This is a genomic window from Microcystis sp. MC19, assembly GCF_003019735.1.
In the GTDB taxonomy this organism is placed as follows: Bacteria; Cyanobacteriota; Cyanobacteriia; order Cyanobacteriales; family Microcystaceae; genus Microcystis.
This window is the reverse complement of sequence record NZ_CP020664.1, coordinates 671,963-684,979: the sequence shown is the minus strand read 5'-3', so window position 1 is coordinate 684,979 and position 13,017 is coordinate 671,963. Positions and strand designations below refer to the sequence as shown.

The 13,017-nt window shown below is 45.2% G+C and carries 10 protein-coding genes; 6 read left to right on the top strand and 4 right to left on the bottom strand.

Annotation, left to right across the window (positions count from 1 at the left end; all coding sequences use genetic code 11):
- The first annotated feature begins 147 nt into the window (after positions 1–147).
- Both B5D77_RS03485 and B5D77_RS03480 read left to right on the top strand, forming a co-directional pair.
- The gene (locus B5D77_RS03485; RefSeq protein WP_008200510.1) at positions 148–1,839 is read left to right on the top strand and encodes a hypothetical protein; all 1,692 of its coding nucleotides are present in this window, start codon (positions 148–150) and stop codon (positions 1,837–1,839) included.
- Between the two features lie 863 nt (positions 1,840–2,702).
- Positions 2,703–4,514 (top strand): proline--tRNA ligase, encoded by a 1,812-nt coding sequence (locus B5D77_RS03480; protein WP_106908290.1) that lies wholly within the window; start codon positions 2,703–2,705, stop codon positions 4,512–4,514.
- A gap of 101 nt (positions 4,515–4,615) precedes the next feature.
- Here the strand turns inward: B5D77_RS03480 and smpB are convergent, their stop codons facing one another.
- On the bottom strand, positions 4,616–5,080 hold the full coding sequence (gene smpB / locus B5D77_RS03475; RefSeq protein ID WP_004162719.1) for an SsrA-binding protein SmpB: 465 nt from the start codon (positions 5,078–5,080) through the stop codon (positions 4,616–4,618).
- Positions 5,081–5,448: 368 nt separating this feature from the next.
- On the opposite strand from smpB, the gene psb29 reads away from it, so the two are divergent.
- Complete coding sequence (psb29, locus tag B5D77_RS03470) at positions 5,449–6,135, top strand: photosystem II biogenesis protein Psp29 (protein ID WP_172456621.1); 687 nt, start codon at positions 5,449–5,451, stop codon at positions 6,133–6,135.
- Positions 6,136–6,272: 137 nt separating this feature from the next.
- A complete protein-coding gene (gene cofH / locus B5D77_RS03465) occupies positions 6,273–7,409 on the top strand; it encodes a 7,8-didemethyl-8-hydroxy-5-deazariboflavin synthase subunit CofH (protein ID WP_008200626.1) in 1,137 nt (378 codons plus the stop codon).
- A 249-nt stretch (positions 7,410–7,658) separates the two neighbouring features.
- On the opposite strand, the gene purM is transcribed toward cofH, so the two are convergent.
- A complete protein-coding gene (purM, locus tag B5D77_RS03460; protein WP_008200628.1) occupies positions 7,659–8,684 on the bottom strand; it encodes a phosphoribosylformylglycinamidine cyclo-ligase in 1,026 nt (341 codons plus the stop codon).
- Between the two features lie 279 nt (positions 8,685–8,963).
- Here purM and B5D77_RS03455 point away from each other — a divergent pair, with 279 nt between their 5' ends.
- Positions 8,964–9,254, top strand: a complete 291-nt coding sequence (locus B5D77_RS03455) for a DUF4164 family protein (RefSeq protein ID WP_002761044.1) — start codon at positions 8,964–8,966, stop codon at positions 9,252–9,254.
- 83 nt (positions 9,255–9,337) lie between these two features.
- Here B5D77_RS03455 and radC read toward each other — a convergent pair whose 3' ends face one another.
- A complete protein-coding gene (radC, locus tag B5D77_RS03450; protein WP_002753303.1) occupies positions 9,338–10,069 on the bottom strand; it encodes a DNA repair protein RadC in 732 nt (243 codons plus the stop codon).
- A gap of 94 nt (positions 10,070–10,163) precedes the next feature.
- A complete protein-coding gene (locus B5D77_RS03445) occupies positions 10,164–11,351 on the bottom strand; it encodes an aspartate aminotransferase (protein WP_008200632.1) in 1,188 nt (395 codons plus the stop codon).
- A gap of 377 nt (positions 11,352–11,728) precedes the next feature.
- Between B5D77_RS03445 and B5D77_RS03440 the strand changes: the two genes are divergently transcribed.
- Complete coding sequence (locus B5D77_RS03440) at positions 11,729–13,015, top strand: FAD-binding oxidoreductase (RefSeq protein WP_008200635.1); 1,287 nt, start codon at positions 11,729–11,731, stop codon at positions 13,013–13,015.
- The last annotated feature ends 2 nt before the right edge of the window (positions 13,016–13,017 follow it).

Below are 13,017 nucleotides of genomic sequence, written 5' to 3'. Positions count from 1 at the left end.
GGCCACCACCAGATTAGAAAAAGTGGCAGCAAAATAGCTGAAGGCATTTCAAAGTGCCAGCACCCACCCGACACCATACCAGGAAGTCCCTCATGAATCTTGAATAGGGATGGGGGTTGATGCTAGGCGTTGGACAAAAGCGAGATTATGGAAGAGATTATGGAAACTTGGACGCGATCGATTGACATCGAGGAGATAGCAAAACGCCATGGGTCTCCTTTATATATACTGAACCTCGGTCAGCTTCGTCGGAACCTGTCCCACTTTGTGGAGCTTGTGGGCAGTCCATCTCAGGTTGCTTACCCGGTAAAGGCTAATCCGTCGATGGCGATTCTGAATGAACTGGCATCCCTGGGATGCTCCGCAGACTGCTCTTCTAAATATGAAGTTGAGTTGGCCCTTTCTTGCGGATTCCCGTTAAATCGGATCACATACAACAGTCCGGCGCCCGACCGCCAGCTAATGGTAGATCTCCTCGATGGAGGCTCAACAGTAGTTGCTGACTCCCAAGCTATATTAGATGACCTTCAACATAAGCTTTATGGCAAGGATTGGAGTGGGAGCTTGCTGGTTCGGGTTAACCCAGAAAAACCGGTGGAATATTTCCACAATACTGATTGGCAGGATCTGGTTTCTCACGCCTCGCCCAACAGTAAGTTTGGCATCCCATCCGAGGAATTGCCAGATGCGCTGGCCAGTTGCCAACTACCTATAGCTGGCTTGCATATCCATATTGGTACTCAGATGGATAATGTATCGGCATTTAGTCATTCGATTCAGTTTATTCATCATTTGAAAAACTTAATCGAGGCCGGCTCGAATCATTGCATGAGAAAACTAAATCTTGGCGGTGGGCTTGGCATTGACTTCCATGACGGGCAACAGTTTCCAACCATCCCAGAGTACACAGAAGCATTAAAGAAACACTTGTTACCCGGTATTGAGTACATAGTCGAGCCTGGACACGCACTGGTTGGTAATGCCGTCGCCTTGTTGACTCGTATCCGCGAGCTTAAGCAGATGCGGGGCAGACGTTGGGCTATTGTTGATGTTGGCTCCGACCAGCTAATCAAGGTGACTCTCCTCTCATGGAGCCACCAAATTATCGATCGCAATCATCGCACCCTGCCTACTCAAGGGGACGATGCTATCGGAGGGCCACTTTGTTTTGCCGGCGATATATTGCTACCATCGACCAATTTAGAAGGCCAGAGTCCTGGAGATCCATTGTTAATCCAACACGCAGGGGCCTATTGCTATTCAGTAAGCAATCACTTTAATGGGTTTCACGGGCCCGGGCATATAACCATAGATGAAATGGGTCAAATAGAAACGGCTTACACTGCTGAGGACGTATTTGCCGATCACAACTTCTTGGGATTTTCCCTGCCGACGCGCCTCCCTTCGGAAGTGCCAGATCATGAAATTGATCTCGATATCATTGAGAGACTAAGCAGTGACTATCTCAAGCAGGGAGCATCTTCAGATGGCTACACATTTACCAGAGTCCAACTCATAGCGCCAAGAACCTTGCAGTTTATGGTGAAGGCGAAGAGTTCTTTAGGAGCGATATCGATCCCATTCGCCGCCCGCATCGCCTCGGATGCCACAATCATTTCAGCTTTGTATCTTGTCGGCAAACAGGCCAAAGATGTTTCTGTTTGGGGAACAAGAATATATATGAAGTCAGACACGATAATTCGTACCAGCCAGCCATTGAGACTGGTTGTATATATAGCACCCCAATCAAGCCTCCCTGTGGATAAGTATATTACTCACCTGTCTCACTGGGACCTGGGCAACGGGAAGTTTAAGGGATCGTTCCGATTCATCTTATAAAGTTCTTTTCGTTGCCTTGCTCACGATATTTACACAACCAGGCTGGCACTGTGTTTCTATGATGCCCTCAACTTTTAGCTATCACCTTGAGGGTGGGAGCTTTTTCTTGTTTTAGTGGCAGTTTGTCTTTTTCCCTAACGGTGATTGCTTCTTTGGTCTGTTGAGTTAGTTCATTAAACCTCTTGCATAATTAATTTTTGAGGGTTCAAAAACGGTAAGAATAAGGATTAAATTGCATAAAATCCTTAAATAGACCATTTAATTGATTATTGTTCATTCCTAATTCTCCTGACGACCGGCTACTGACTCCTAACCCTAACAACAATTTTTGATTTTTACCAGAGGTCTATTCTTCTGCGCTTTCTTTGACTACTGTTGAGGTTACTCCTGCCATAATTTTTGGATAATAAGAGTTATGGTCGGTCAAGCGTCAAAACATCAAGGCTTTTCCTTGATCCCAGTAATGTAAACTTTGATTAAGAGAAAGATTTCTAGCCCCGATCCGATGTTATATTAATAATTGAAGCTAAAGAAAAAAGCTTCCCTGACAGATCGACTGGCAAGGTTATAAAGGTCAAGTTCACAAAGGAGTAAACCCTGTTAAAGTTACATTCTGTCTCGATAACGACGATAACAGCGATCGACCTGAACGCTCATATTTCCTAGAGTAGAGAACAAGGGAGTTAGGCAATTGGAACTAGGGTTCAATGCTTCTCCAACCAGTCTCAAGTTGTGAGGGGAAATACCTGAGAATCGGTAAACTGATCGCTGTTATTGTTTGTCAACACAAGTAATTGATAATTGCAGTCGCTCTCCTTTGATGAGATAATAGAGAGTCTTCTGTTCAAAAGGATATCGATAGGATGCGACTCTCTCAACAGCTTTTTGTCACTCTCCGGGAAGATCCAGCCGAGGCGGAAATCCCTAGTCATAAATGCTTGATCCGTGCCGGTTACATTCGTCGCATCGGCAGCGGTATTTACGCCTATTTACCCCTGATGTGGCGGGTTTTGCAGAAAGTCTCCCAGATAGTCCGGGAAGAAATGAACAAAGCCGGTGCCCAAGAATGTTTACTTCCCCAACTGCAACCGGCGGAACTCTGGCAAGAATCAGGCCGTTGGGACACCTACACAAAAGCAGAAGGGATTATGTTTGCCCTGACGGACCGGCAAAAGCGGGAGTTAGGATTAGGACCGACTCACGAAGAAGTAATTACTGCCGTCGCTCGTGATTTAATTCGTTCCTATCGACAATTACCGGTTAATTTATATCAGATTCAAACTAAATTTCGAGATGAAATTCGCCCTCGTTTTGGTTTAATGCGGGGACGGGAATTTATTATGAAAGATGCCTATTCTTTCAATCTTGACGAGGAATGTTTAAAGAAAACCTATCAAGCGATGGATATAGCTTACCGCAATATTTTTCGCCGTTGTGGGTTAGCTTTTCGGGCAGTAGAAGCCGATTCTGGAGCGATTGGCGGTTCCGCATCCCAAGAATTTATGGTCTTAGCTGATGCTGGAGAAGATGAGGTTTTATTTACCGGCGATGAAAAGTATGCGGCTAATCTGGAAAAAGCCGTTTCTTTGCCGGCCGATAAAGTGGCTTCTCCCTTTAAAAAGTTTACTAAAAAAGAGACTCCTAACACCAACACGATCGAAAGTTTAGCTAAATTTCTCGATTGTTCCGCCACCGCTATCGTCAAAAATGTTCTCTACGAAGTGGTGTATGATAGCGGCATAACTGTTTTAGTTTTGGTGAGCATTCGCGGCGATCAAGAGGTTAACGAAGTTAAACTACAAAATGAATTAGTTAGACAGGCGGGCCGTTACAATGCTAAAACAATTTTGGCTTTAAAAATACCCGATGCTGCCGCTCAACAGCAATGGGCAACTAAACCTTTACCTTTAGGTTATATTGCTCCCGACTTAGAAGATAATTTGCTCAAAAAAGCCAGCGATATTGCTTCTAAATTTTTACGCATAGCAGACAACACGGTGACAGACTTAGAAAACTTTATCACCGGTGCTAATGAAACCGGGTTTCATGTAGTGGGGGCCAATTGGGGTAAAGATTTTATCTTACCGGAATTAATCGTCGATCTACGCAAAGCCCGGGTAGGCGATCGAGCTATTCACGATCCTAATCAAACCTTGCAAAGTGCTAGAGGAATTGAAGTCGGTCATATCTTCCAATTGGGTTATAAATATTCTCAAGCTATGAACGCTTTTTATACTAATGAAGCGGGAGAATCTACCCCCATTTGTATGGGTTGTTATGGTATAGGAGTATCGCGTTTAGCCCAGGCAGCCGTAGAACAATCCTACGATAAAGATGGCATTATTTGGCCCGTAGCTATTGCCCCCTATCAAGCGATTGTGGTTATTCCTAATTTAGCCGATGCCGAGCAGGTAAAAACCGCCGAAAGTTTATACAATGAGTTAAATCAAGCCGGCATTGAAACCCTGTTGGATGACCGGAATGAACGTGCGGGAGTTAAGTTCAAAGATGCGGATTTAATTGGGATTCCCTATCGCATTGTCACGGGTAAATCTCTCAAATCGGGTAAGGTGGAATTAGTCGAAAGAGCCGGTAAAAAAGCGTCAGAAGTAGCAATTCATGAGGTAGTTTCCTATTTAAAAACTGCTATTTCAAAGGCAGACGCTTCTGATTGAGTGATTAAATATACAGATAAGTTTTTTGAAAAGTGGAAAGGAGGCACTCGGCACATCCCCCCGCTTCCCTCTAGGGTGGGGACTTCCCGTGCCATATTTTGTTAACGCTTCATCGCTCGCGCCATATCCCGTTGATCCTGACGACGTTTCAAATCTTCGCGTTTATCGTGTAATTTCTTGCCTCTACCGAGGCCAATGCTGATTTTTACCCAACTACCTTTAAAATACATCTTTAAAGGCACAAGAGTTAAGCCTTTCTGTTCCACTTGACCGATGAGTTTGCTGATTTCCTTTTTGTGCATCAACAATTTTCTCGTCCGGCGCGGATCGTGATTAAAATATTCGCTACTCTGTTCGTAGGGGGAAATATGAACATTAATTAACACCGCTTCACCATTGCGGACTAAAACGTAACCATCCCGCAGGTTCACCTTACCGGCGCGCACAGATTTAACCTCTGTCCCCAGTAACTGCACCCCCGCTTCAAAAGTCTCTAAAATCTCGTAGAGATGGCGTGCTTGCCGGTTGTCACTGATAATTTTGATTTTGTCGTCTTGATTAGCCATATAGTCAAGTGAAAAGTGAAAAAGCTGTTGGGTGTTGGGGTGTTGGGGTGTTGGGGTGTTAGGGTGTTAGGGTGTTAGGGTGTTAGGGTGCTAGGGTGTTAGGGTGTTGGGGTGTTAGGGTGTTGGGGTTTTAGTTGAAATTCCCCATTTCCCCACTTCCCCATTTCCCCATTCCCCCATTCCCCCATTTCCCCATTCCCCCATTCCCCCATTTCCCCATTTCCCCATTGCCCCATGCCCTATCTTACTCGCTCTTTTGCTCTCTCTGGACTGACTGCTTGCCGCTCTTTGGTAATCACCGGCCTTGTCAGGGGGAACCAGAAGGGGGAAAATGAGAGCAGTGTTAAATTTTTATGAAGTTTGGTTCTGTGGATAAAATTCGCACCGTTTCCGATAGTAAGCGTGATTTTTATACTCGCCACACCCGCCCCATCAATTCGGTGTATCGGCGCGTGGTTGAGGAATTATTAGTCGAGATGCACCTGCTCTCCGTTAATGTAGATTTCCATTATGATCCAATTTATGCCCTCGGTGTGGTTACTTCTTTCGAGAAGTTCATGGAAGGCTATCGTCCGGGGGAGGATAAACCGAATATTTTTAATGCTTTGTGCCAAGCGGTTAACGGTAATCCCGAAGTCTATCGTCGTGATGCCGAAAATATGATCGCTATTGCCAAAGAAACTAATATTGATTCCTTGCTCTCCCAACTGCAAAACCAGGCTCTAGGTGGTGACAATCAGTTGTCGGATAGTCTAGTTTCCCTGATCAACGCGCCTAAGTTTAAGTATAGTCGCCTGTTTGCCATCGGTCTCTATACTATTTTAGCGGAAGCACAACCGGACATGATCAAGGAAAAAGAAAAACGCGAACCAATTTTGCAAAAGTTCTCAGAAATTCTCCATCTCTCCGGCGAGAAACTGCAAAAAGACCTCGATGTTTATCGCGGTAATCTTGATAAAATGGATCAGCTGCTCAAGGTGATCGAAGATGCCCTAGAAGCAGAAAAGAAAAAACGTCAACAAAAAGAACAGGAAAAACAAACCACCCTGCAATAAAGGCTCTCAACCGGAAATTACCGCGTGCAGACAAGGGAATGGGGAACAGAAAAAGGATTAAATCGGCTCTCTTTCTTTACTGTTCCTTCTGACCTCGTTCTACAATTAGGATCGGCAACCCTTAATATTTATTTCCCGTGACTAACTCCTCCATCACCGCACCCGTAACCGATATTTTGGCAAAAGCGCGGTCAGGGGCAAATTTATCGGCAAAAGAAGCGATTATCTTGCTAGAAACTACCGATAACCGTTTAATTGCCCAGATTCGGGAAACGGCCGACTTTTTGCGTCGTCAACAGGTGGGAGATACCGTCACCTACGTGATCAATCGCAACATTAATTTTAGTAACATTTGCGAGCAGCATTGCAGTTTTTGTGCATTCAGACGCGATGAAAATGAAGAGGGGGCTTTCTGGCTTAATTTAGAGGAAATTATCGCTAAAGCGGCGGATGCTGTCCGTCGTGGGGCCACAGAAATTTGTATGCAGGGAGGATTAAACCCAAAAGCCAAGATTAAGGGTAATTCCTTAGACTATTACATCGAAATTGTTAAAAACCTGAAACAAGCTTTTCCCAACCTGCATTTACACGCTTTTTCGCCCCAAGAAGTCCAATTTATCGCTAGAGAAGACGGTTTAAGTTACGAAAAAGTTATCGCTTCCCTGCAAGAAGCAGGAGTCAATTCTCTACCGGGGACGGCTGCCGAGGTGTTAGTCGATGAGGTAAGACGGGTAATTTGTCCAGAAAAAATCGATGCTGCCACTTGGTTAGAAATAGTCGGTACTGCCCATCGCTTAGGATTACATACCACCAGTACCATGCTCTGCGGTCATATTGAAACCCCTAGCCAACAGGTGCAGCACCTTGAAAAAATTAGAAAACAGCAAGAAATCGCCCTAGAAAATAATTATCCAGCTAAAATCACCGAATTTATTTTATTGCCTTTTGTGGGACAATCAGCCCCCAAACCCCTGAGAAATCGAGTCGGACGAGATCAACCAATTTTAGCCGATACATTAAAATTAACGGCAGTGGCGCGGATTTATCTGGGCAATAGCATTAAAAATCATCAACCCAGTTGGGTAAAATTGGGCTTACAGGGGGCGACAGAAGCCTTAAACTGGGGTTGCAACGATCTCGGTGGCACTCTCATGGAAGAACATATTACCACTATGGCCGGGGCCGTGGGCGGTACTTGTTTGACCGTCGAGGAATTAGCAACGGCGATTAAATCCCTCGATCGCCCCGCCCGTCAACGGGATACAATCTATTAACTAGGGTTGGCTGAATAAATGTGAAATATAGGCAAGGTAAGGGTTTTGTGGCTTTTCTTGCGAAACGGGTGCAAGGTTTTGAGAGAATCGTGCTTCAAAACCTTGCCTCTTTATCGGCGATCGCGTCCTGTAGGGGCGAAGCATTCGGGCAATAACCTATCGCTGAAACCGTAGATTTCCTATCCTAATGCTTCGCCCCTACTTTTTCAGCAGACCCTAAGTAGGGTTTGCTGAAAGAGTTTTTGTAGCTTAATCAAGCCCAACAATCTCCCCCTTGCCGGCAATCACTTCGCCGATTTGGTAGGCATTAATCCCAGAGGATTGTAGTTGATTAATAGTCGATTGCGCCAGATCCGATGGGACAATGATCACAAAACCGATACCCATATTAAAAGTATTAAACATGGCTTCGGAATTAACCGATCCCATCTGGGCTAACCAGTGAAAAATCGGCAAAATTGGCCAACTTTCGCGGTAAATCTGCACAGAATGCCCTTTACCTAAGCAGCGGGGCAAATTTTCCGGGATGCCACCCCCGGTAATGTGGGCCATGGCGTGAATATCTAACCCAGAGCGCAGCAGTTCCAGCACAGGTTTAACATAAAGTCTAGTGGGAGTTAACAAAACTTCACCTAAGCTAGAGCCGGTCAAAATTTCGGGGCAATCTTGCCAATTTAAGCCCTGGGTGTCGATAATCTTACGAACAAGACTAAAACCGTTACTGTGAACCCCACTACTGGCTAAACCGATAGCCACATCGCCGATTTGCACCTTACTGCCGTCGAGTAATTGACTTTTTTCGACAATACCGACGCAAAAACCCGCTAAATCGTACTCTCCGGCCGAATAAAACCCCGGCATCTCCGCCGTTTCCCCTCCCAAAAGAGTACAACCACTATCACGACAGGCCCTAGCGATTCCCGATACCACCGCCGCTAACTGTGACGCTTCCAGTTTACCAGTGGCGAGATAATCCAAGAAAAATAAAGGTTCGGCCCCAGAGGTTAAGACATCGTTGACGCACATGGCCACGAGGTCAATTCCCACCGTATCATGGCAATTGAGACTATGGGCAATTTTCAGCTTGGTTCCTACGCCATCAGTTCCCGATACTAACACCGGTTGCCGATAACCGGAAGGTAACTGAAAATAGCCCCCAAAACCGCCTAAACCGCCGATAACTTCAGGACGGAAGGTACTTTCCACATTTTGGCGAATTTTGTCGACAAAAGCGCGTCCCGCTTCCACATCCACGCCCGCTTCTTTATAATCCATGCCCAATTGACCGATTGTATCTCTCAAATTTTACCCAGATTTCGGTCCCATGGGAATTATAAATTGTGAATTATGAATTGGGAAGTGGGGAGGAAAGGGTGCGTGAGACGGCCAAAATTGCTGCTTTGACTCGAGGGTGACAATCCGTTGTAACGCAGCACCTATCATCGACTCATCGACTAAGTAGCCGGTTACAATTAAAGATAAAATGCAAAGAATCAGAAGTCTGCGCCACTATCTAACAATTAATTGAGATTACTTAATTAGGAGTTTAGCAAAATGTCTAACGAAACGGTCACTTATTCCCTTGAGGCTGTCTTGACAAGGATTGAGGGGAAAATCGACTTTTTACAAAGAGATGTCAACGAGCGTTTAAACAAGCTAGAGATAGGACAATCAGAATTAAGAGGGGACATTAAAGCTTTAGATGAGCGACTAACCGCAGAAATTAAAGGGTTAACTGCAAGAGTCGCTTATCAGGAGTTTACCAATCGGGGGATTCTGATAGCTTTGGTTGTTGCCATTTTAGGAGGAGCGGCCAAAATTTTTGGTTTTCTCCCCAATCCTTGACAGCGATCGCATAATGTTTGCAGAAATTAACGCCCAATTGAAACGGCTAAAAAATTAAACTACTTGATCGAATGTCTTTTCTGTCAATCTTCTTGGGGATATTTTTCCCAAAGATCCGTGATTTGGCGAAGACTTTGGAAGTTGCCATTACCGAGGATCAAATGATCTAGGAGAGGAATGGCTAAATAGGTAGCCCCCTGTAATAATTGTTCTGTGAGTAAAATATCGTCTTGACTAGGCACAAGTGACCCGGTGGGGTGATTATGGGCGATAATTAACTTAGTAGCTGATTGTTTAACCACTTCTCGAAAGATTTCTCGCGGATGTACCAGTGTTTCCGTGGCTGTGCCGATAGTAATCACTTTGAGTGCGATTAACTGATTTTTGACATCGAGTAAAATAACGGCGAAACGTTCCTGAGACTGATACATTAGTTCGTGGCCAAGGATAGCGGCAGCGGTATCAGGACTATCGATGACCATTTTTTCCGTCGGTCGTCGTTGAAAAGCTCGTTTTCCCAATTCGATCGCCGCTAGAATAGTAGTGGCCTTAGCCGGTCCAATGCCATGAATAGCGGTTAATTCCTGGGGGTGAATATCCCTCAAAACGTCCAAAGGATCCCGACGATATTTACTCAATTCGTTGAGAATATGCTGTCCTAAACCCACCGCCGAGAGTTTGCCTTTACCTTGACCTGTAGCCAGTAAAATCGCTAATAATTCGGCGTTACTGAGGTTTTTCGCCCCGACACTGATTAAACGTTCCCTTGGTCTTTCACTGACGGGAATATCGGCAATTCTTAAGCTGTAGGTCATGGAAGTGGCAAGCTACCGCGATAAAATTCCATCATAATCGCAATTTTAGTCAGTGCCTAGAGGGATTTGGCCGGTTCAGGGGGAAAAATTCTCCTCACTGATAGCGAATTCCCGCATCTTCGAGGCGCTGTAAAGCTTCCCCTAATCGCGGGATATCGGCAATTAAACTGACGCGCACATAACCTTCCCCTCCCTCTCCAAAAGCATTGCCCGGAGTGACAACAACACCAGTTTTTTGCAGGACACTGAGGGCAAAATCCGTGGAAGTCATACCGACGCTACAGGGGACCCAGAGATACATTGTCGCCTTAGAGGGGGGAATATCCCAACCTAATTGTCCCAAACCTTTGATTAAAAAATCTCGTCGCTGCCGGTATCTTTCCTGTACTTGTTTGACGTATTCATCCGGCAGTTGTAGGGCGGTTTCGGCCGCTTTTTGGATAACGGAAAAGATGCCATAATCGAGATTGGTTTTCAGGGTGCGTAACCCTTGAATAATATCGGAATTGCCCACGACAAAACCGACGCGCCACCCGGCCATATTATAGGTTTTCGAGAGGGTATGAAATTCGACACTAATCTCTTTTGCCCCCGGAATTTCTAATAAACTGGTGGGCTGATAACCATCAAAACTCAATTCAGCATAACAGAGATCGTGGACGAGCATAATCTCATAGTGCCGGGCCCAAGCAACGATTCTTTCAAAAAATTCCCGGGGGGCAATGGCGGCGGTGGGGTTACTGGGATAGTTAAAATAGAGGATTTTCGCCTGTTTAGCCACATCTTCGGGGATAGAATCGATATCTATCAGCCAATCCTGTTCCGCTTTTAAAATGATCGGGTATAGCGTCGCCCCGGCAATCAAGGGACCGCGAAAATGGGCGGGATAGGCGGGACTGGGAACTAAGACCACATCGCCGGGGTTAACATAAGCTAGGGCGAGGTGAGATAGGCCCTCTTTGGAACCGAGCAGGGGTAAAGCTTCGTTATCGGGATTGAGTTCCACACCATAAGAGCGATAATACCACTTAGCGATCGCTTCTCGGAAACTGGCGGTTCCTTCAAAGGGTGGATAACCGTGAAATTGGGGGGTTTCAAAAGCTTGAATGGCCGCTTCGATAACTGGACGCGGGGCAGCACCGTCCGGATTGCCCATACCTAAATCGATTAAATCTAGTCCTTCTTTGCGGGCTAAGGCTTTTAATTCATCCAAGCGGGCGAAAACGTAGGGGGGTAAGGCACTTAATCGCTTGGCGCGGCTATTCGTCCAATTTACACTCATTACTTCTTGGCTTACTGATCGAGGTAATCTACCATTATGGCACGAGTGTATGGCTAATTTAGCAGTTAAGCTGTTCGTAATTTAAATTGCTTGTTGAGACGAGGCAAGAGGCAAGAGGCAAGAGGCAAAAGGATAATTTTCCCTTTAACCTTTCGCTTTTTCCCTACATTTGCCGAAAATTTTTTGATTTATGCAAGAGAGCTTTTTTACTGCTTCAGTATGACTGGAATTGCCCGACATCGGAGATGGGGAGCCAAACTAAGGTAATCTGATTAACAGAGGCCCAAAATTACTGATTAGCCCCAGCATTACCCCCATTCTTCTGGATTATCGGCCGGTAAGTCCTGACTCCTCACTCCTCAATTCTTTTGTCAAATATGACTGCGATTGCTGTTCAGATAACTTCTATTTTACCCCCCGACACGACGGTTATTGCCTGGCCACAAGTGCCAAAAGAGGAACAAGAAAGATTATCAAGGGCAATTAGGGGCAAAAGTCCTGAAATTATAGTCTATCCCGCTAATACGGCCGCTTTAGCCTCTCTGGTGCGTTTTGCCAACGAAAATCGTCTGTCTTTATTGGCCTACGGTCAAGGCAGTAAATTAGATTGGGGTGGATTAGTCGAGTCGCCGGATATTTTAGTCAGTACCCAAAATCTCAACCGGATTATTGACCACGCTAGGGGAGATTTAACTATAACCGTGGAAGCTGGGCTTAAACTAGCAGATTTACAGGCTTTTTTAGCTCCTAGCGGTCAATTTATTCCTCTTGATCCCAGTTTCGCCCATAATGCCACGATTGGCGGTATTATGGCCACGGCCGATGCGGGAACATGGCGGCAAAGATACGGTGGAGTCCGGGATCTGATCCTAGGATTCTCCTTTATCCGTCACGATGGCGAGATTGCTAAAGCCGGAGGGCGTGTGGTGAAAAACGTGGCGGGATACGACATGATGAAGCTATTTACGGGTTCCTACGGCACTTTAGGGATTATCGATCAAATTACCCTGCGACTCTATCCCGAAACCCCTAACTCAGAAACCCTGATAATTAGAGGAAATAGCGAAAATATTAGCAAATTGAGTCAAGTTATTCGGCAATCGTCCCTAACTCCCACCGTGGCTGAATGTTTAAACCCAGGGATGACGCAAGCACTAGGATTAGGGGAAAAAGTCGCTTTACTGCTGCGTTTTCAAAGCATTCCCGAAAGTATTAGCGAACAATCGCAACAGGTGAGTTATTTAGGACAACAGTTAGATTGTCAGACTAATTATTATCGGGATGAGGAAGAAATTTCTCTATGGCAAAGATACCGAAAAACAATGGATAATTATGACCAAGAGGGCAATTTTTTCGGCAAAATAGGATTATTACCCAGCAATTTAGCTCTAGTGATCGACCAAATTAACGGACTAGCCTCGATTAATATTAGTAGCGGCGTGGGTAAAGTTATCTTAAAATCGGAGGAAAATCTTGACAAAATTCGCTCTTTATGCCATGGCAATCAGGGTTATTTAACGGTGTTAACCGCACCTCCATCCCTAAAAGAAAAAATTGAACCTTGGGGTTATACAGGTAACGCAATTACCATGATGAAAACCATAAAAACTAAATTCGATCCTCAAGGTATTTTTAGTCCTGAACGCTTTCTTAACAAAATCTAATT